Consider the following 18,798-nt stretch of genomic DNA (forward strand, 5'->3'; position numbering starts at 1 on the left):
AAACTAGCTGCAACAGCGGCCCGTGCGGCCATTCAGTCCGCTTCCCGTCCAGCTCGGGCAAAGGCCACGAGCCGGCGGGCAGAGGTGTAGGCTGGCCGGCTTCGCTAGCCGGCATCCTGCCGGCCCAGCCACTGGAGAATCACCCGGTTGGTTTCGTCCGGCTTTTCCTGCTGGATCCAATGACCGCAGTCCAGGCTGACCACTTCCACCTGGGGCACGAACTTCGTCAGGTTCTCAGCCTTCTGGATCATGTCCCGGTCGCCATAGATCATGAGTGCGGGCTGCCGGATGACGGGGTTCACGTCCGCCAGCAACCGCCAATTGCGGTCGAGGTTCCGGTACCAGTTGATGCCGCCCGTGAAACCCGATTTCTCGAAGGCGGAGACGAACACAGCCAGTTCACTGTCGCTCATCAACGGCTCGCCCCGCGGAGTCTCCGCACGGGCGAGATTAATCATCGCCATTCCCGGCTCCGGCTCGCCGAATGGCGCGTCCCGGTACAAGTTGCGAAGGAACCGGAACGTGTTCTCTTCCAGTACGGCATCCGCGACGCCCGGCCGGCGATTGAAGTGGACGAAGTAGAAGTCGCCGCCGAGGATCTCCTCCATGAACTCGATCCAGGGCTTTTCTCCGCGCTCCTGGTACGGCAGGCTCAGGTTGATCACCTTGTTCACCCGGTGCGGATGCAGCAGGGTCAGGCCCCAGACGACCATGGCGCCCCAATCGTGACCGACGAAGGTGGCGTCTTCGTACCCGTAGTGATCGAGCAGGGCGACGAGATCACCGGACAAATGGTCGATGTCATAGGCTGTCACTTCGGCCGGCCGGGACGAGTTGCCATAACCCCGCTGATTCGGAACGATCACGTGGTAACCCGCTGCGGCGAGCGCGGGCATTTGATGACGCCAGGAGAAGGCATGCTCCGGCCAGCCGTGACAGAGCACGATCGGCCGTCCGGCGTTCTGCCGGCCCGCTTCGAAGACTTCGAGTTCCACGCCGTTGACGGAAACCAGGGTGGGCTCGGGAAAATCGGCTGGATCGGGGAGATACGTCGGTGAGGTCATGTCGCCATCCTGCCGACCGAAACAGGTCACCCCATGACCGGTTCAGGGAGAAGTATTGCCGGGGTGCGAGCCGACCGCCTGATGGCCATCCTCCTGTTCCTGCAACAGCGCGAGCAGGTGACCGCAGCAGAGGTCGCCCGGGAGCTGGAGGTCTCCGAGCGCACCGCCCGCCGCGACCTCGACGCCCTGGCCATAGCCGGTGTGCCGGTGTACTCCAGGCAGGGCCGGGGCGGCGGCTGGCGCCTCGTGGGCGGCGCCCGCACCGACCTGTCCGGGCTGACCGCGGGTGAGGCCCGCGCCCTGTTCCTGGTGGCCGGCCCGGCCTCGGCGGCGACGCCGGCCGTGAAAGCAGCTCTGCGCAAGCTGGTCCGGGCCCTGCCGGAACCCTTCCGGGTGCAGGCCGAGGCGGCAGCGTCGTCGCTGGTCATGGACCCGCAACGATGGGGATCGAGTCCGGTCGAGCGCCGGCCACCCCGCTTCCTCGACGAGCTCCAGGACGCGGTGATCCGCGGCGTCCAGCTGCGGCTCGGCTACGTCGACAGCGCAGGCGCCGCAACCGAGAGAACCGTCCACCCGCTCGGCATCGTCGCCAAAGGTCCGTGGTGGTATCTCGTGTCCCACACCGAGGCCGGCCGGCGGACCTTCCGGATCGACCGGGTGTCGTCCGCCGACCCGACCAACGACCCGGTGCACCGGCCCGGGGACTTCGACCTGGCCGAGAGCTGGCGCGAGATCGCCGACGAGGTCGACCGCCGGCGAACGCCCCTCGCGATCCAGGCGGTATGCGTGCCCGACGGGATCGGCAAGCTCCGGATGGGGCTCGGGGACCGGCTCGAGGTGGGCGGGGCCACGGCCGACGGCCGCATCGAGGTCGTGATCCGCGGCTACAACGAGTACGCGCTCGCCGGCGAGCTCGCCGGGCTGATCGAATGGCTCGAGGTGACCGGCCCTGCGGGCGTACGGGACCGCCTGGCCTCGATCGGCCGCGCGCTCGTCGAACGGTACGGCTGAAACCGTCCTGCACTGACGAGGGGCGCGGGCCGGTCCGGTCCGCGCCCCTCTCTCATGCCCGCTCCGTGCTGCCCAGCAGGCGCGCGTCCCAGCGCCGGGAGCGGGCGGGGTCACAGGCCGACAGCACCGCGGCGGCGTTCTCGGCCCGGCCGCCACCGGCGACGGTCAGGCACCGGCCGCTGACGGCGCTGCGGATGAAGAAGCCTTTCCCCTTCGCGTCCCACAGACGCCAGCTGCGGGCCAGGTCGTCGTCGCACCGGCGCTGCACCGCGCGCCCGTCGCCGCCGGCGGCACTCAGGCACCGGCCGCTGCGGACGTTCTGCACCTGGAACAGCCCGGTCAGCGACACGAGCCGCATCCGCCACAGGTGCGCGCTCTCCTCGCGGCAGGTGCTCTGCACGACGCCGTCGTTCCCGGCGGGCGCGAGGCACTTCCCGCTGTGCACGTTGAACAGCTGGAACCCGGTGAGGAACGGGATCGACGGTGCCGCCTGGGCCGGGCTCGCCGGCACCAGCGCCGCGGCCGCCATGGTCGCGGCGGTCAGCGTCGCGACGGCCAGCGCCCGGGAACCGGCGGAGAGAATACGGCGGCGAACAGACATGACGCACCTTTCACATAAGACTTCAACATCGGCTCCACAGCCGACACGAAGGTATCCGGAGGACCGGCCTGGATCGGGGATATCCGGACGAATCGCCCATCGCGTCGCACCGGCCCGCCGGCCTCCCGGCAGTCGTCTACGCTGGCCGCAGCGGATGCACCGCACCCTCGACACGCTGTTGCGGATCCTGGCGGCGGAGCCGGCCTTCGCCTCGCTGGCGGTGGTGGAGGTGCTGGCCGCCGGGAGCCCGGGATGAGCCGGCGTCACCCGGCGGGGGCCGACACGGTCGGCTCGGCGGGCGCCGGTCGCGCCGTGACGGTGATCTGCTGCGCCGGGTCCGTCGTGTCGGCGACCGCGTAGCTGGGCGATCTCGGCGGGATCGTTGGTCGGTCCCTTGTCGAGGGTGGCGGCGTCGCGGCCGATCTCCATGCCCTGGAACTTGGCCGCTGACCCCGGCCGCGACGCATCGTCAAGCATCGAAGTCTCCGAATGCCGGCCCCGAACCGGCCGGCGGCTCGCGCCAGGTCCGCAGCGCCCACCACAGGCCCACGGTCGCCAGCACGGTCAGCCCCTCCCCCGGCTCACCCGGCACCAGCGGCACCCCGGTGAGCTCGTGCAGCCGGCGCAACCGGTAGCGGACCGTGTTCGGGTGCACGTGCAACGCCGCGGCCGTGTGATCCAGACGCTGACCGTGGTCCAGATAGGCCATGGCGGTCGTCACCAGCTCGCGGTGGAAGTCGTCCCCGGCCCGTAGCTCGCCCAGCACGGCCGAGGTGACCAGGCCGGCGAGCACCGGCTGGGCGCTGAGGGCCAGGTCGCCGGCGTGCTCGACGAGCAGGTGCGGGCCGGGCCGTCCGGAGCGCCCAGCGATGGGCAGGGCGGCCAGGCAGAGGTCGAACACCGCCCGGATGCCCGGCAACGGCCAGGCCGGAGCCACGACCATCAGCACGCCCGGATCGAGCGCCTCCCCCGCCGGCATCCGCGGCGTGAGCACGGCGAGCCGGCCGCGTACCGTACCGGCGACGCCCCCGCCCGCCGCCAACCGGCGGCCCACCGCCCGCAGCCGCCCCGGATCGGTCACCTCGCCGACCAGGCAGTGGTAGCGCCCGTCCGGCCGCAGCCCGGCCCGGAGCAGCTCGGCCGGGGCCGGCGCCGGCTCGCCGCCGAGCAGCAGGGCGCGCAGCACCCGGTCGCCGGCCTCCAGCCGCGTGCCGGCCAGCGCCTGCTCCGCGGCCCGGTGACCGGCGATCACGTGCCGTTCCATGGCCCCGAGGTAGCGGTCCAGATCGAGCAGGACCTCGAGCAGGACCCCGTCGGGGATGGCGGCGTCGCGGGCCCGCTGCACGGCGATCTCCAGCGCCCGGTTGCGCCCCGCCTGCACCGCGCAGAGCAGGCCGCCGATCGAGATGCCCTGCGCCGCCCGGTCGGCGCCGAGCCGGGCCGCCTCGGCGAAGTCGCGCTCGCTGGGATCGCCGGCGCGCTCGAACGAGGCCAGCCCGGCGGAGAACAGCAGGGCGACGTGCCGGCGCGTCTCGGCCGCCGGCAACCGCGCGACCTCCGGCGCCTGCGCCCGCGCCGCACGGACCAGGTCGTCCACGATGTCCTCGTCGGCGGCCATGGCCCACAGCACCTTGACGAACACGTCGCCGCGCGCTGTCGGTGCCATGGCTGCTCCCGGGGCGGTTGTGGCTGCCGCACAACGACGGGTCCGGACGTTGGTCCCCGGCGCCTATCGACGGACGGCGATCCGCTGTTTCCTGTTCGTTACCGCAAAGTAACATCACTCCCCGCGTCCAGGAGAGTCCCGTGGCCCGAAAAATGTTCGCATTCACCGCCCTCGCCGCCACCCTGTTCGCCGCCGCCCCGCTGCCCGCCGCGGCCGCACCGCCGTCGGGTCTGCAGGAGGTGATGTTCGTCGGCAACAACTGGGCCGGCACCGTCGACGTGATCCGTCCCAGCGGCGGCTACACCAAGCTCGGCGGGCTCACCGTGGTCCCGGATCTGGACGTGCGGCTCCGGGACATCTACCTCAACCCGATCAAGCTGGCGTACTTCCTGGGCATCCGCTCCGGCCCCGGCGAGGGACACGACCAGCTCGTCGACGACATGTACACCACCCCGGACGGCACCGCGCTGGTCGCCTCCCGGCCCAGCCTGGCCGACGTGATCTCGATCGACCTGCGCACCGGGCTGCCGAAGTGGCGGTTCCCAGTCTCCGGCTTCCGCGCCGACCACATGGCGGTCTCCCCGGACGGCACCCACGTCGCGGTCTCGGCGTCCACCTCCAACACGGTGCACGTGCTCGACATCGCGACCGGCCGGCAGCTGGGCTCGTTCGCCACCGGGGACAAGCCGCACGAGAACGTCTACACCGACGGCGGCCGCTATCTGTGGAACATGTCCATCGGGGAGGTGAACACCGACCTCGACGCCCCCGGCTGGGACTGGACCAAGGGCAACCGGCGGATCACGGTCGTGGACACCACGACCTTCCGGACGGTACGCACCATCGACATGCGCGCCCGGCTGGACGCCTTCGGCCGCAGGGACCTGTCCAACGCGATCCGGCCCGCGGTGTTCAGCCCGGACGGCGCGAAGCTGTACTTCCAGGTCTCGTACTTCCCCGGGCTCATCGAGTACGACGTCGCCACCGACAAGGTGACCCGGGTGAGGACGCTGCCCAAGAATCCGGCCACCAGCGACGACCGCACCACCTTCGTCAACGACTCCCGGCACCACGGCCTGGCGATGAGCCCGGACGGCAGCAAGCTCTGCGTGGCCGGGACCATGGACGACTACGCGACCGTCGTCGACCGCGGCTCGCTGCAGGAGGGCACGCTGGTGCCCGCGAGCAAGCCGTACTGGGCCACGGTCAGCGCCGACGGCCGGGACTGCGTCATCTCGGAGTCGGGCGCCGACCAGGTCTCCGCGATCAGCTTCGCCACCGGCAGACGGGTGGCCACGGTGGCCGTCGGCGACCATCCGCAGCGGGTCCGGATCGGGCACGTGCCCGCCGGCTGGACCGGCCCCGTGGCGCGCTGACCGGTCTTCACGAGGCGCTGAGGAGCCCGGCCGGCACCGGCGCGACCGTCACCTCGCCGAGTTGCCGGCGTACCACCTCGGCGTCGGGGTGCCCGAGGTCGCCGAGGATCACCGCCGCCCGGCGCCAGGCGGCGCAGCCGTCCTGGACCGCTCCGGTCTCCAGCAGGACGGCACCGAGCCGGCGCAGGGTGTCGGCCTCCTGGTACCGGTCGCCGCAGGACCGGAACGCCGCCACCGCGTGTCCGAAACAGGTGAGCGCGTCACCGTGATCCGCTCGCACGTGGTGCGCCATGCCGAGGGTGTCCAAGGTGAGCGCCCGGCCGAACCTGTTGCCGAGCTGCTCGTGGATGGCCAGTGCCTGCCGGCAGTTCTCGATCGCCGCCTCCGGACGGCCGAGATGGGCGTGGTGCCAGCCGATGGCGTTGAGGACGGTGGCCTGCCCGACGCGGTGGTGCCCGGCCCGGAACAGAGTCAGGGCGTGCTCGTCGTGCACGAGGGCGTCCGCGTGCCGGTCCTGCCGGCCGAGCATCCGGGCCGTCGTCCGGTGCGCGCCGGCCAGCCCGATCGGATCGCCCACGGCGCGGAACAGCTCGCGGGCGGTGTCCAGCTCGCCGGCCGCCCGGTCGTAGGCGTTGAGCCAGATGTGGGCCATGGCCAGCCCGCGCCGCGCGTCCGCCTCGGCACCCCGGTCACCCAGCCGCACCGCCGCGAGGACGGCGGCCTGCTGGAGCGCCGCCCGGTCGTGCCACCGGCCACGCCGCTCCAGATAGGTGGTCATGCCCCAGACCAGGGCCAGCACTTGCCTGTCGGCGCCGCACTCGGCCGCCTGCGCCACACAGGACAGCAGCACCTGGTGCTCGTGCTCGAACCAGACCACCGCGTCGAGCGGATCGGTGACGACGCGCGCGGGTTCGGCCGCCGTGCTGCCGGCATCAGCGTGCCCGGGCCGGTCGCGGGTCGGATCGAGCGCCCGGTCCGCGGTCAGGGCGGTGCCGGCGTAGTAGGCGAGCATCCGGTCCCGGACCGGGACCGGATCGCCGCCGGCCTCCACGGCGTAGAGGCGGACCAGGTCGTGCATGCGGTACCGGCCGGGCTGGTGCTCCTGCAGCAGGTGGGCGTCGATCAGTTCGCGCAGGGACGGCATGAGCTCGGCCCGGCTCAGCCCGATCAGGCTGCGCACGGCGGCCAGCGCGATGTCCGGGCCCGGGGCGGCGCCGAGCCGGCCGAACAACTCGGCGGCCTCCGGCCGGACCGCCGCGACCGAGGCGGCGAGCACCGCCCGCAGGTTGCCCCGCAGGCCGCCGGTGTCGAGCCCGTCCAGCCGGGCCGACGACTCCCGCAGGTCGGCGGCCAGCGCGGCGAGCGGCAGCTCGGGGGCGAGCGCGGCCCGGCCGGCCACGATCCCGAGGGCCAACGGCAGGCCGGCGCAGTGGCGGATCAGCTCGGCGGTCGCGCCGGGCTCCCCGGCGATCCTGGCGGCGCCGAGATGACCGGCGAGGACCTGCGCCGACTCCGCTTCGTCGATCACCGCGAGCGGTACGGGACGAGCACTGTGCCCGGCCACCAGGTCGGCGAGCCCGGTGCGGCCGGTGATCAGGGTCGCGCAGCTCGCCGCGCCGGGCAGCAGCGGCTCGACCTGGGACGACGTCCGGGCGTCGTCCAGCACCAGCAGGATCCGGCGCCCCGCGACCAGGCTTCGGTAGAGGGCGACCTGGCTGTCCGGATCCGGGGGCACGGCCGCTGCGGTGACGCCCAACCCGTACAGCAGGCCCCGCACCGCGGCCTCGGAGGTCAGCGGGTCGCGCCCGGGATCGAAGCCGCGCAGGTTCACGTAGAGCTGGCCGTCGGTGAACCTTTGGGCATTGTCGTGGGCCCAGCGCAGCGCCAGCCACGTCTTGCCCACGCCGCCCGGTCCGTGGATCACCGCGACGCGGCCCGCCCGTCCGCTTCCCCCGGGCAGCAGTACGGCGTCCAGTCGGGACAGCACGTCCGAGCGCCCGGTGAAGGCGGCGGGCAGTGACGGCAACTGCTGGGGCGTCGCCCGTTGCCGGGTCACGCCGGTGCGGGGCGCCGCCAGCGACGTGTCGGTCCGCAGGATCCCCTCGTGCAGCCGGCGCAGCGAGGGGCCCGGGTCGATGCCGAGCTCGTCGGCCAGCTGCCGGCGGACCCGCTGGTAGTGCGCGAGGGCATCGGCCCGCCGGTCACTGCGGTAGAGGGCCAGGATCAGCTGGCCGGCGAGCCGCTCGTCGAACGGGTCGGCCGCGGCCCGGGCGGTGAGCGGGGCGAGCAGCTCCGCGTGCCCGCCGCCGGCCAGCAGCAGGTCGATGTGGTCCCGCTCGGCGGCCTGCCGCTCCCGGTCCAGCTCGGCCCGCATCTGCGCCGCCCAGGGGGTGTCCAGCGCCCCGAGCGGCTGACCGCGCCACAACCGCAGAGCCGCGGCGTACGCCTCCTGGGCCGTCGCCTCCGCACCGCAGCGCCCGGTCGCGACGAGATGCCGGAACCGGTGCACGTCGACCGAGAGCGGATCGACCGCGAGCAGGTAGCCCGCCGCCTGCCGGATGATCATCGCGTCCCAGGGCTCGAGGGCCTGCCGGAGCTTGCACAGGTAGGCCCGGGTGGTCTCCCGGGCCCGGCGCGGCGGGTCGGCTCCCCACACCCGCTCGATCAGGCTGCCGGCCGGGACGCACCGGCCGGCCTCGACGGCCAGGGCGGCCAGCACATACCTCTGCTTGGTGTGGCCGATGTCGACCGGCCGGCCACCGACGGACACGTCGATCTCACCGAGCAGCCGGAAGTCCGCTGGCACTGTGATCGGCTCCCCCTCCCGTCCCGCCCAGTCTCCGCCGCCCGCGGCGCGACCGCTGTCGGGCAACGGACCTGCGGTTCAACGGAAATCCAACAGCCGCCCAACGGGCCCGGCCCACCTTGGGAAGCGAGGGCAGGCAGCGGGTGCCGGCCCCATCCACCAGGAGGACCCATGACCAGCAACGCGGGAAACAGCACCGCCGCCGGCACGGCATCGACCCTGACCAGCACGGCGGGACGGTACCGGCTGCAGCTGACCTCGCTGACCTGCAAGCGCAAGCAGGACACCACCGGACGCGACGAGCCGCAGCTGTTCGTCAACGGCGTCTCCGTCTACGGCCCCGGCGACATCGGCAAGGGTGAGACCGTGGATCTGCGCCCGCGCTCGACGGTTTTCACCTCGGTCGCGCACATCGCGCTGGTGGAGGTGGATGCCGGCTCCGACGACCAGCTCGGCGTCGTCACCGCCGTCGGCGGCCAGGCCGGCCGGGGTGCGCAGCGCGGCGAGTTCCACCTGCCGAACGCCGACTACGAGATCGCCTTCCAGGTCGTGAAAGCCTGACCAGCACGCCTGCGCGAGAACCGGTGCGCGGCGTCCCACCCGGGGCGTCGCGCACCTTTGCTCGTCCGGGGCCGGGCTCAGCCGGCGAGCTCGGCCACCACGGACACCATCTCGTCGAGCTGGTCCGTGGTGGTGAGATGCCCGGCGCCGGGCAAGACCCGGACGTCGAGGCCCATGGTGTGGCGCACCGCCGGGACCAGCCGGCGGGGCGGCAGGAACAGGTCGTGGGCGCCCACCGCGACGACGCAGGGCTGCTCGGCGCGCCGGGCCAGCAGCTCGGCGGCCAGCGGGGCGGGCGCCAGCGTCGTCCGGCACGAGGAGGCCATGAGCGCCATCCACTCCACCTCGGTCGCGGGCGGCTCCGTGCCCGGAGCGACGAACAACCGCAGCATGCCGCGGGTGTGCGCGACGGTGGGACTCAGCAGCCAGACAGCCGAGGCCAGCGCCAGCCGCGGTTCCACCGAGAGACGGATGAAGCCGGCCGGTGAGATCAGCGCCCGGGCGGCGATCCGGGTCGAACCGGCGGCCAGGGCCACGGCGGCGCCCAGCGAGTTGCCCACCACCACGATGTCCTCGGCGTCCATCGCGGCCAGGGCCTCGTCCAGCGCCCGGCCGTACCAGGCCGGTCCGGCCCGCCGTGGCCGGTGCGGGTCGCTGAGCCCGGGCTGGCCCGGCAGGTCCACGACCGTGGTCGCCCAGCGGACGGACAGCGCCCGCAGCCACGGTAGGACCACCGCGGCGTTGAAACCGGTCCCGGGCACCAGAACGACCCGCGGACGTCCCGTTCCGGCGGAGGTCAGCGCCACCGGGCCGACGCTGGTGCCGACCGTTGTCAGAGTGAGGGGGAAACCGGCCCCGGCCAGGCGCTGCGCACACCAATGCCGCACCGCCTGCTGACCGCGGGCGTTCTTGTAGACGGTCGGCATCGCGCCAGTGTGTCCACCGGCCGTACGTTCGTCCAGCTCACGTCCTCATTCGCGGCCGGCGGCGAGGCGGTGGCGCTGGGCGCCGAAGAAGGCCACGGCCGCGAGCCAGATGCCGGCCAGGGGCAGCAGGCCCAGCCAGCCCTGGGTGAGCAGCAGCATGCGGACCCGGCCCTTGGCCCACTGCATGCCCTGGGTCCGGCAGCCGTCCGTGCTGGCGCTCAACACGTCGCACTGCGGCTCGGCTCCGGCGGTCGAGACCGTCCGCAGGCCCGCGTCCCGGGTGTCCGCGGTCGCCTTCGTGACCGGGGCTCGCGCGGGCAGGGTCGTCAGGCCGGGCAGCCAGGTCTGGAAGGTGCGCAGCATCGCCGCGTGGCCGCGCTCGTTGGGGTGCAGGCTGCTGTGCGAGAAGTTCTTGGGGTGGAACCGCTGCTCGGCGACCCCGCCCACCGACCGTACGCCGATGAAGTTGAGGCCGGGGCGGCCCTGGTTCTGCTCGTCGCACAGCTGCAGGTTGGCGACCCGCAGCGAGGACTCCATCGCCGCCAGATAGTGGAAGCCGAACTCCGCGGAGGTCTCGGCGATGACCCGGTTGAGGCCCCCGGTCACGAACTCGTGCAGGAAGTGGCGCTCGCGCGGGGCCAGCGCCAGGTCGTCGCAGCGGCCGGTGAGGTCGATCGGGTCGGGGTAGCCGACGGTGACCACCGGGCTGTCCGGGAAGACGGCGTCGAGCTGCTGGTAGGTGTCGCGCAGGTTCTGGCGTACCTGCTCGAGCGCGCCCGTCCACAGCTTGCCCTGGCTGCTGCAGGTGCCGGGGGCCAGGCACATCAGCCCGATCGTCGAGAAGCCGGCGTCGTTGCCGCCGACCCCGGCGACCACCATGGCCGGGGTGAAGCTGTCGCCGTAGTCGTGCAGGTAGGCGTCGAGCTGGGTGCGCTCCTCGCCGGTCTGCGGGTGCGGCGCCGGCACTCCGGGACGGGCCGGCGGGGTCACCGCGGACTCGACGTTCCAGGTGCGCGCCCCGGAGCAGGCGAGGAACGCGACCTGGTCGAACGGGCGCTGCTGGCCGGCCATCGCCGCCCAGGCGGTGGGCGACCGGCGGCACTGGTTGCCGCCGCCTTCGTCCGTGCCCTGGTAGTACGTGGACGCGCCCTCGCCGGACATGTAGGAATCGCCGAACGCCACCAGCAGGGACCGGGCGGTGCGGTCCGGGACCAGGTCGGGCGGTACGTCGGCGGGCAGCGGCGTGACCCCCAGCAGCGCGATCACGCTCATCACGAACGCGATGTCGGCCTGCGTGCTCGACACCACGGCGATGGCCAGCAGGGCCAGCACGATGACGGCACCGAGCAGCCACGGCGACCGGGTGAGCGCATAGAGCAGGGCGGTGGAGAGCACGAACAGCGCCGCGCCGGCGAGCCCGAGCCACAGCCGCAGCGGACGCGGGCCGGACAGGCCGCACATCCAGCGCACGACGATCTCGGAGAGCAGAGCCACCCCGACCGGCAGCAGCACCAGCAGGGCCGCGCCGAGCAGCGCATACTCCAGGATCACGCCGGCCGTGCCGGAACCGCGGCCGAGCAGCAGAATGCCCAGCAGCGCGCAGGACGCCCCGGCGCCGGTCAAAGCGAGGGCCAGCGTGCGCCGGATCCGGTCGGAGCGCAGCCCCTGCCGCAGCCAGGTGACGGCCGAGCCGGCCACGAAGTACGCCAGCAGGACACCGGCCAGGGCGGCGCCGGCGCGCGGCTGGATCTCGTACGACGCGACCAGGGCGACCGCCACCACCAGCAGGACCACTCCGACCCGCCGCGGGATCAGCCACTGGCGGTCGTCGAGGCTGTCCATGTACTGACCGCGGACCCAGAGCGTGGCGGCGATCACGAACAGGGTGAACCACACCTGGAGGGTCAGCGACGACGTCCCCGAGCGCGCGAAGAACAGCAGCAGGATCAGGGCGACGGCGAACACACAGGTCCGTCGCACCGCCGCGAAGTCGATTCCCGTCATGGCCGAACAGAGCCGCAAGGGCGTCCCGGAGATACCGGTACGCGAAGTCCGCCGGGATGGCCCGTTCGGACGCCACCGGTTCCGGAACTCAGGCGAGTTGTCCGGATGCCGCCGGTATTGCGGCCTCGCCACCGAGAGCGCTCTCTTGACAGTTGGCCCCGTCTATCGCTTGCTGTGATCAGCTTCATGGCAACCCTGTTACGAAAGGAACAATCCGCATGACGACACGCCCCACCGGCGGTGGCCGTCTCACCGGGCGCCGGCATCTCGCCGGGGCCCTGGCCCTCGTTCTCGCCGTCACGGCGACCGGCACGCTGACCGGTTCGGCCGCCTCGGCCGCACCGGCACGGCCGGGCAACTCCGCGCCGAATCTGGGGACCAACGTCACCGTTTTCGACCCGGCGACGCCGGTCGAGCAGATCCAGGCCACGCTGGACGCCACCTACGCCCAGCAGGTCGACAACGAGATGGGCACCCAGCGGTACGCCTACCTCTTCAAGCCCGGCACGTACGGCACCGCGGACAAGCCGCTGCAGATCAAGGTGGGCTACTACACCGAGATCTCCGGTCTGGGTGCCTCGCCGTCGGACGTGGTGATCAACGGCAAGGTGGAGGTGTACAACCGCTGCCTCGAGGGCGGCGGCACCAGCAACTGCCTGGCGCTGGTCAACTTCTGGCGGACGCTGTCCAACCTGTCGATCAACGTCAACGGCAAGGGCCAGGACGGTTGCCGCGCGACGGCGAACTTCTGGGCCGTGTCGCAGGCGGTGTCGCTGCGGCGGCTCAACGTCAACGGCGGCACCTTCTCGCTGATGGACTACTGCACCGCGGGCCCGCAGTACGCCAGTGGCGGCTTCATCGCCGACTCGAACTTCCCTGATGTGGTCAACGGCTCGCAGCAGCAGTGGCTCACCCGCAACAGCAAGGTGACCAGCTGGTCCAACGGCGTGTGGAACCAGGTCTTCTCCGGCGTGCAGGGTGCGCCGGCGGAGACGGCGTTCCCGGACCCGCCGTACACCACGCTGGACAAGACGCCGCTGAGCCGGGAGAAGCCGTACCTGTTCACCGACGCGGACGGCCGCTACAGCGTCCGGGTGCCCGCTGCCCAGCGCAACACCAGCGGGACGTCCTGGTCCGCCGGTCTCACCCCCGGCCGGACCATCGCGCTACGGGACTTCTTCGTGGCCAAGCCCTCCGACCCGGTCTGGCTGATCAACGCCAACCTGGCCCTGGGCAAGAACCTGCTGCTCACCCCGGGCGTCTACAACGTCGCGCAGAGCATCAAGGTCTGGCGTCCCAACCAGGTGGTGCTGGGTATCGGCCACGCCACCCTGACCGCGGTCAACGGCGCCACCCCGCTGACGGTCGCGGACGTGCCCGGCGTGGTGGTCGCCGGGGTGACCATCGACGCCGGCACCAAGGAGTCGAAGCACCTGCTCAAGGTCGGCAACAAGAACGGCCTCGGCCTCAGCTCGGCGAGCAATCCAACCACGCTGTCCGACGTGTACTTCCGCGTCGGCGGCCCGCACATCGGCAAGGTCGACGTGGCGCTCGAGGTCAACAGCGACAACGTGCTCATCGACCACACCTGGGTGTGGCGCGGTGACCACGGCGTCGAGGGCTTCACCGAGGGCGTCAACGGTGACACCCAGCGCTGGCGGACCAACATCGGCCGCAACGGTGCCATCATCAACGGTGACAACGTGACGGCCACCGGCCTGTTCGTCGAGCACTTCCAGAAGTACAACACCATCTGGAACGGCGAGAACGGCACGACCGTGCTCTACCAGAACGAGCTGCCGTACGACCCGCCGACGCAGGCGGACTGGACGCAGCGCGACGGCACGCTCGGCTACGCCGGCTACAAGGTCGGTGCCAAGGTCCGCAACCACAAGCTGTACGGGGCCGGCGTGTACGTCTTCAACCAGAACAACCCGGCGATCCGCACCGAGAACGGCTTCGAGGTGCCGAAGCGCCCGGGTGTCAAGCTGCACCACATCATGACCGTCAACCTCAGCGCCGGCATCATCGACCACGTGGTCAACGGTGAGGGCGCTGCGGCGGACACCACCAAGATCGGCGTGCCGATCTACGTGACGGACTACCCCGCGTCATAGCAACTCGCACCACCTCGAGGGCCGGATCCGCACCACGGGTCCGGCCCTCTCTATATCCAGCGGTGGAGGCGGGAATCCGGCTGCGGCCAGATCCGCCGGACCCCTGGTTTCGCGAGACTTCTTCCCATGCCGACCATCGCGCCGCTGATCCCGTACCACCGTCTCGGACGGACCGTCGCCCACCGCTGGTGGCGTCCCGCCGCCGGCACCGCCCTCGTGCTCGCCGGCACCATCGTGCTGATCCTGCTGGGCGTCGGGCTGGCCTCGGTGGCCGCGGCCCTCGCCGGCCGGCCGGAGAACGCCGACGGCATGCCGTCGTTCGGCCCGCTCGCCGACCTGGCCCTGGATTTCCTGCTGATCGCCGCGCTGTTGCCGCCGATCTTCGCGGCCGCCCGGTGGGTGCAGCGGCGACCGGCCGGCACCCTGTCGTCGGTGACCGGGCGGCTGCGTCTGCCCTGGCTGCTCACCTGTCTGCCCGTCGCCGCCGTCGCCGTCGCGGTGCTGCTCGGCGGGGGTGTCGCGCTGGCCGCGGCGACCGGCGAGGACGTCGGGCTCGGCGACGACCTGGCCGGCTGGGGCCCGTTCCTGGCGGGCAGCCTGGTGCTGGTGGCGGTGGTGCCGTTGCAGGCGGCCGCCGAGGAGTACCTGACCCGGGGCTGGCTGCTGCAGGCGGTCGGCTCGCTCTGCCGCGGGCCGTGGGTGCCGATCGCGGTGCAGGCGGTGGTGTTCGCGGCGCTGCACGGCTGGGGCACCCCGTGGGGGTTCGCCGACCTGATCCTGTTCGGTGTCGTGGCCGGGTGGCTGACCGTACGGACCGGCGGGCTGGAGGCCGCGATCGCCCTGCACGTGATGAACAACCTGATCAGCGGCGTGCTGAGCGCGGCCTACGGCTCGCTCTACGTCGAGGAGACCGCGGCGGACATGCCGTGGCAGCTCGCGGTGATCGACGTGCCGGTGCTGCTCGCGTACGCCGCAGTGATCGTCCTGCTGGCGCGCCGCCGGCGCGTCGCCACCAGCTACGCTCACCCGGTCGCCGTCCCGGCGCCGGTCGTGGAGCGCCCGCTCGTCAGCCTCGGTCGTGAGTCATGAGCGAGTCGAAGGGCAGCCGCCGGTGGATCGGCGCGGCGCTGGTGCCGTTCACGATACTCATGGTGGTGCAGGGAGCGCGCGGCACCGATCTGATCGCCGGTACCCCGTTGGCCCACTGGTACGGGCAGCTCGGAGTCACCGTGCTGGGACTCGGCTGCTACGCCGCGGTGGACCTGCTGCTGCGCCGGGCGTACCGCCGCCGATCATGAACGGCAGGCGCGCCCGGCCCGCCGGCCGGGCCGCCCGTCGCCACGTCAGATGGTGTCGTCGCCGAGCTTGCCGCGCAGCTTGACCAGCGCGCGGGTGATCAGGCGGGAGACGTGCATCTGGGAGATGCCGACCTGCTCGGCGATCTCGGTCTGGGTGAGGTTGCCGTAGAAACGCAGCGTCAGGATCCGGCGCTCACGCTCGTCGAGCGAGGCCAGCGCCGGGCCGAGCGCGAGCCGGGCCTCGGTCAGCGCGTACTCGTTGTCCTCGCCGCCGAGGGTCTCGCCCAGCTCGGTGGTCCCGTCGGTGCCCACCGGGATCGACAGCGACGTGGCGTTGTACGCCCGCGCGCCCTCGAGGCCCTCCAGGACCTCCTCCTCGGTGATCTCCAGGTGCTCGGCGATGTCGGCCACCGTCGGGGACCGGCCCAGGGTGTGGGTGAGGGTGTTGTTGGCCGCCGTGATGGCCAGCCGCAGCTCCTGCAGGCGCCGGGGCACCCGGATGGCCCAGGTGCGGTCGCGGAAGTGCCGCTTGATCTCCCCGATGACCGTGGGGATCGCGTACCCGGCGAAGTCCGTGCCCAGCCCCGGGTCGAACTTGTCGACGGCTTTGATCAGGCCGACCGTCGCGGTCTGCAGCAGGTCGTCGACGGGCTCGCCGCGGCCGGCGTAGCGGTTGGCCAGGTGGCGGGCCAGCGGCAGCCAGGCCTCGATGGCCCGCTCGCGCAGGGCGGGCCGGGACGGGTGGGCCGCCGGCATCGCCGCCATCGCGCGCAGCAGTTCGTCGGCGTTCCCGGTGGTTCGCGCACTGGTCAGCGGGTTGTCCGCAGGCGCACGCCGAGCGGTCTTCGTGATCACCAGATCTCCCTGCAATAGTTGCCGTACCGCAAACGACATTACCGGCCGCCAAGCCTCCCAAACCGGGTCAGGCGCGGAAATACCCGATGGTGGGGCTCAGCCTTCGATCCCGGTGTCGGTGTGCGCGGCACCGACCGGCTTGGACTGCGGTGAGCCACGCTGCCGCAGGTAGATGGCCAGGATGGCGATCGAGGCGACGGCCAGCAGTTCCGACTGCCAGTTCTGCAGCGTGCGGTTCCAGAACTCCGGCTCCCGCACGTACCGGGCCCAGGAGACCGGATCCTGGAGGTCACCGAGCTGCTCCTCGTTGAAGGCGGCCACCCCGGCGATCGACTGGGCCAGCCAGGAACCCAGGAAGATCAGACCCATCACCAGGCCGAGCGAGTTCGACAGCAGCCTGAGCCGCCAGCCCCGGGCCCGGGCCCACGTGGGCGAGGCGTCAGTGGCGTACTCGCCCACCTTCTGCTCGCGGTCGGACTCCCGGCCCGCCTCGTCCAGGGACTTGGACTCGGGTGACCCCTTCTGCAGCAGCCACACGGTGAAGAAGGTGTAGAGGAAGAACTGCAGATACTCCGACTGCCAGTTCTCCGCCACGTCGGTGGCGAAGCTCGCCGAGGTCAGGTAACGGCCCAGCGACACCTCCGGCAGTCCCTCGGTGAGCTGCCGCTGGTTGAAGTCGGCCTGCCCGGCGAAGGCCTGCCCGACCAGCACCACCAGGAACAACAGGCCGAAGACCAGGCCGAGGGAGTTCTCCCGGACGAAACGCCTCACCGGTGCAGCACCCCCAGCGTGACGAAGTACGCCAGCCCGGCGCCGACCACCACGAGCAGCAGCACGAACAGAAACCGCATCGCTCAGCTCCCCTTCAGCACGCAGTCGTAGGGACGCTCGGGGCGCGGCGTGCAGCCGGCCGCGACGACCCGCCAACCGCCGGGGAAGACCGCGAGGAAGACGGTGTCGCCGGTGAGCCGGACCTGGGCCCACTGGCCGTACACGGCGGTGCCGGTGACCGGGCCGGGCTCGGGCAGCTCCTCGTCCAGGACGGCCTCCGCACACGGCCTCTCCCCGCTCGACGCCACCTCGGCGGCGGTATCGGGCGCGAGCAGCGCGCACGCGGACTCGCCGTCGCGGTCAGCGACCGCGGTCAGCAGCCGCACGGCCACGTCGCCGGCGGCGCGCCCGCGGTCGTCGACCGAGCCGCAGCCCGTCAGGAACAGCCCGGTCAGCGCCAGCAGGACCGGCCAGACAACCGTCGACGAAGATCGCCTTCCGCGCACACGCGCACGTTTGCCCCACTCCCGCGGATTTCAACCCTGCGTCATCGTGATCTTTCCCGTTTCGCGGCCGTCACTCTCCGGATTGCTCCTCCCTGGATCGACGCCCGTGAAAGGACTAACCTCAGGTGATCCGGTGCGACGCCAGGAGGTCCCGGATGCCGAGCTCTCACCCGCACGATCCGTGGGACCTTGACGCGGCCGCGGACGCCTACGTGCGGGACCGGGCCGAGGCCGGCGCAGCGCTGCGAAGAGCGCTGCGCGAGGAGCTGATCGTCCGCGGCCTGCCGCTGGCCGACCGCCTGGCCCGGCGCTACCGCGATCGCCCGGAGCCGCTCGACGACCTCGAACAGGTCGCCCGGCTCGGGCTGATCGAGGCCGTCGACCGCTTCGACCCGGCGCGCGGCTCGTTCACCGCCTTCGCCGTGAGCACCATCGGCGGCGAGTTCGCTCGGTACCGCCCCGACCGGCGGATGCAGGATCTGATCTCGAAGATCGGGCACGCCACCGCCGACCTCACCGGCGCCCCGGCCCGCGCGCCGACCACGGCGGAGATCGCCGACCACGTGCACGCGGCCGAGGACGAGGTCCGGCAGGCCAGGACGTACGCGGCCGGACGTACCGCCGCGCCACCGACCGACCTTCTCGGCGGCCGCGACGACGCGATGGACCTGCTGCCGGACCGGCTCGCGGTGACCGAACTGGTCCGGATGCTGCCACCCCGGATCCAGCAGATCATCGCCTGGCGCTTCTACGGCTCCCAGAGCCAGGCCCGGATCGCCGAGCAGCTCGGCATCTCGCAGATGCACGTCTCCCGGCTGCTGCAGCAGACCCTGACCTGGCTGCGGACGGCCATGCTGAGCGACAGCCGGCCGTCCTGGCCGGGCCAGGACGGCACCCACGGACCGGACAGCCTGCGGATCGACATCCGGCAGGGCGACACGGCGCTGATCGTCCGGGTACGCGGGGAGATCGACCGGGACACGGCCGACCGGCTGCGGCACCGGCTCCGCGCCGCGGTCTCCCTGGCCGCAGCCGGCCCACTGGTCGTCGACCTGACCGGGGTCCCGCTGGTGGACGCGGCCGGAGCCGCCGTGCTGCGCGACGCGTTCGTGGCCGGCTCACTGTCCGGCGTCGACGTCACCTGGACCGGTCTGCAACCGCACGTGGCCACGGTGCTGACCGTGCTGGGCCTGACCCGTACGGGAAATGCGGGTGCGTCCCGCGGCCTCCGGTGAC

General features: G+C 72.2%; 16 protein-coding genes. 7 read left to right on the forward strand and 9 right to left on the reverse strand.

Annotated elements, in window-relative coordinates; genetic code table 11:
* Nucleotides 1–104 precede the first annotated feature (104 nt).
* Nucleotides 105–1,064: an alpha/beta fold hydrolase gene (locus Aau02nite_RS05150; RefSeq protein ID WP_246594916.1), complete on the reverse strand. Its 960-nt coding sequence runs from the start codon at nucleotides 1,062–1,064 to the stop codon at nucleotides 105–107.
* A 63-nt stretch (nucleotides 1,065–1,127) separates the two neighbouring features.
* On the opposite strand from Aau02nite_RS05150, the gene Aau02nite_RS05155 reads away from it, so the two are divergent.
* Nucleotides 1,128–2,075 (forward strand): helix-turn-helix transcriptional regulator, encoded by a 948-nt coding sequence (locus tag Aau02nite_RS05155; protein ID WP_246594917.1) that lies wholly within the window; start codon nucleotides 1,128–1,130, stop codon nucleotides 2,073–2,075.
* Between the two features lie 52 nt (nucleotides 2,076–2,127).
* On the opposite strand, the gene Aau02nite_RS05160 is transcribed toward Aau02nite_RS05155, so the two are convergent.
* Nucleotides 2,128–2,676 (reverse strand): RICIN domain-containing protein, encoded by a 549-nt coding sequence (locus Aau02nite_RS05160; RefSeq protein ID WP_212987155.1) that lies wholly within the window; start codon nucleotides 2,674–2,676, stop codon nucleotides 2,128–2,130.
* A gap of 469 nt (nucleotides 2,677–3,145) precedes the next feature.
* A complete protein-coding gene (locus Aau02nite_RS05165; protein WP_212987156.1) occupies nucleotides 3,146–4,342 on the reverse strand; it encodes a PucR family transcriptional regulator in 1,197 nt (398 codons plus the stop codon).
* Nucleotides 4,343–4,494: 152 nt separating this feature from the next.
* On the opposite strand from Aau02nite_RS05165, the gene Aau02nite_RS05170 reads away from it, so the two are divergent.
* Nucleotides 4,495–5,718, forward strand: coding sequence for a YncE family protein (locus Aau02nite_RS05170; RefSeq protein WP_212987194.1), 1,224 nt, complete (start codon nucleotides 4,495–4,497; stop codon nucleotides 5,716–5,718).
* 7 nt (nucleotides 5,719–5,725) lie between these two features.
* Here the strand turns inward: Aau02nite_RS05170 and Aau02nite_RS05175 are convergent, their stop codons facing one another.
* Nucleotides 5,726–8,524, reverse strand: coding sequence for an AfsR/SARP family transcriptional regulator (locus Aau02nite_RS05175; RefSeq protein ID WP_212987157.1), 2,799 nt, complete (start codon nucleotides 8,522–8,524; stop codon nucleotides 5,726–5,728).
* A gap of 171 nt (nucleotides 8,525–8,695) precedes the next feature.
* Between Aau02nite_RS05175 and Aau02nite_RS05180 the strand changes: the two genes are divergently transcribed.
* A complete protein-coding gene (locus Aau02nite_RS05180) occupies nucleotides 8,696–9,085 on the forward strand; it encodes a hypothetical protein (RefSeq protein WP_212987158.1) in 390 nt (129 codons plus the stop codon).
* 77 nt (nucleotides 9,086–9,162) lie between these two features.
* Here Aau02nite_RS05180 and Aau02nite_RS05185 read toward each other — a convergent pair whose 3' ends face one another.
* Nucleotides 9,163–10,011 (reverse strand): alpha/beta fold hydrolase, encoded by an 849-nt coding sequence (locus tag Aau02nite_RS05185; protein ID WP_212987159.1) that lies wholly within the window; start codon nucleotides 10,009–10,011, stop codon nucleotides 9,163–9,165.
* A gap of 45 nt (nucleotides 10,012–10,056) precedes the next feature.
* Entirely contained in the window at nucleotides 10,057–12,015 is a 1,959-nt protein-coding gene (locus Aau02nite_RS05190) for an SGNH/GDSL hydrolase family protein (protein WP_212987160.1), read from the reverse strand.
* A 218-nt stretch (nucleotides 12,016–12,233) separates the two neighbouring features.
* Between Aau02nite_RS05190 and Aau02nite_RS05195 the strand changes: the two genes are divergently transcribed.
* The 3 genes from Aau02nite_RS05195 (at nucleotide 12,234) to Aau02nite_RS05205 (ending at nucleotide 15,430) form a co-directional block, all read left to right on the forward strand.
* Complete coding sequence (locus Aau02nite_RS05195) at nucleotides 12,234–14,132, forward strand: pectate lyase-like domain-containing protein (protein WP_212987161.1); 1,899 nt, start codon at nucleotides 12,234–12,236, stop codon at nucleotides 14,130–14,132.
* Nucleotides 14,133–14,258: 126 nt separating this feature from the next.
* Complete coding sequence (locus tag Aau02nite_RS05200; protein WP_212987162.1) at nucleotides 14,259–15,221, forward strand: CPBP family intramembrane glutamic endopeptidase; 963 nt, start codon at nucleotides 14,259–14,261, stop codon at nucleotides 15,219–15,221.
* Complete coding sequence (locus tag Aau02nite_RS05205; protein WP_212987163.1) at nucleotides 15,218–15,430, forward strand: hypothetical protein; 213 nt, start codon at nucleotides 15,218–15,220, stop codon at nucleotides 15,428–15,430. The genes Aau02nite_RS05200 and Aau02nite_RS05205 overlap by 4 nt, the downstream gene beginning before the upstream one ends.
* 45 nt (nucleotides 15,431–15,475) lie before the next feature.
* Here the strand turns inward: Aau02nite_RS05205 and Aau02nite_RS05210 are convergent, their stop codons facing one another.
* From Aau02nite_RS05210 to Aau02nite_RS05220, 3 genes are all read right to left on the reverse strand, one after another.
* Nucleotides 15,476–16,195 carry a SigB/SigF/SigG family RNA polymerase sigma factor gene (locus Aau02nite_RS05210; RefSeq protein ID WP_246594920.1) on the reverse strand — a complete coding sequence of 240 codons (720 nt, stop codon included), beginning with the start codon at nucleotides 16,193–16,195 and terminating at the stop codon, nucleotides 15,476–15,478.
* A 186-nt stretch (nucleotides 16,196–16,381) separates the two neighbouring features.
* Nucleotides 16,382–17,056, reverse strand: a complete 675-nt coding sequence (locus Aau02nite_RS05215) for a DUF6766 family protein (protein ID WP_212987165.1) — start codon at nucleotides 17,054–17,056, stop codon at nucleotides 16,382–16,384.
* A gap of 83 nt (nucleotides 17,057–17,139) precedes the next feature.
* Nucleotides 17,140–17,562 (reverse strand): hypothetical protein, encoded by a 423-nt coding sequence (locus tag Aau02nite_RS05220; RefSeq protein WP_246594918.1) that lies wholly within the window; start codon nucleotides 17,560–17,562, stop codon nucleotides 17,140–17,142.
* Between the two features lie 155 nt (nucleotides 17,563–17,717).
* Here Aau02nite_RS05220 and Aau02nite_RS05225 point away from each other — a divergent pair, with 155 nt between their 5' ends.
* Nucleotides 17,718–18,797 (forward strand): sigma-70 family RNA polymerase sigma factor, encoded by a 1,080-nt coding sequence (locus Aau02nite_RS05225; RefSeq protein ID WP_212987166.1) that lies wholly within the window; start codon nucleotides 17,718–17,720, stop codon nucleotides 18,795–18,797.
* Nucleotide 18,798 lies beyond the last annotated feature (1 nt).

This window comes from Actinoplanes auranticolor, assembly GCF_018332655.1.
Classification (GTDB): domain Bacteria; phylum Actinomycetota; class Actinomycetes; order Mycobacteriales; family Micromonosporaceae; genus Actinoplanes; species Actinoplanes auranticolor.

Coding starts and splice junctions, on each gene's coding strand:
- Aau02nite_RS05195 (WP_212987161.1), top strand. CDS start 12,234: ATGACGACACGCCCCACCGGCGGTGGCCGTCTCACCGGGCGCCGGCAT.
- Aau02nite_RS05180 (WP_212987158.1), top strand. CDS start 8,696: ATGACCAGCAACGCGGGAAACAGCACCGCCGCCGGCACGGCATCGACC.
- Aau02nite_RS05210 (WP_246594920.1), bottom strand. CDS start 16,195: ATGGCGGCGATGCCGGCGGCCCACCCGTCCCGGCCCGCCCTGCGCGAG.
- Aau02nite_RS05165 (WP_212987156.1), bottom strand. CDS start 4,342: ATGGCACCGACAGCGCGCGGCGACGTGTTCGTCAAGGTGCTGTGGGCC.
- Aau02nite_RS05225 (WP_212987166.1), top strand. CDS start 17,718: ATGCCGAGCTCTCACCCGCACGATCCGTGGGACCTTGACGCGGCCGCG.
- Aau02nite_RS05185 (WP_212987159.1), bottom strand. CDS start 10,011: ATGCCGACCGTCTACAAGAACGCCCGCGGTCAGCAGGCGGTGCGGCAT.
- Aau02nite_RS05190 (WP_212987160.1), bottom strand. CDS start 12,015: ATGACGGGAATCGACTTCGCGGCGGTGCGACGGACCTGTGTGTTCGCC.
- Aau02nite_RS05150 (WP_246594916.1), bottom strand. CDS start 1,064: ATGACCTCACCGACGTATCTCCCCGATCCAGCCGATTTTCCCGAGCCC.
- Aau02nite_RS05200 (WP_212987162.1), top strand. CDS start 14,259: ATGCCGACCATCGCGCCGCTGATCCCGTACCACCGTCTCGGACGGACC.
- Aau02nite_RS05160 (WP_212987155.1), bottom strand. CDS start 2,676: ATGTCTGTTCGCCGCCGTATTCTCTCCGCCGGTTCCCGGGCGCTGGCC.
- Aau02nite_RS05205 (WP_212987163.1), top strand. CDS start 15,218: ATGAGCGAGTCGAAGGGCAGCCGCCGGTGGATCGGCGCGGCGCTGGTG.
- Aau02nite_RS05170 (WP_212987194.1), top strand. CDS start 4,495: ATGTTCGCATTCACCGCCCTCGCCGCCACCCTGTTCGCCGCCGCCCCG.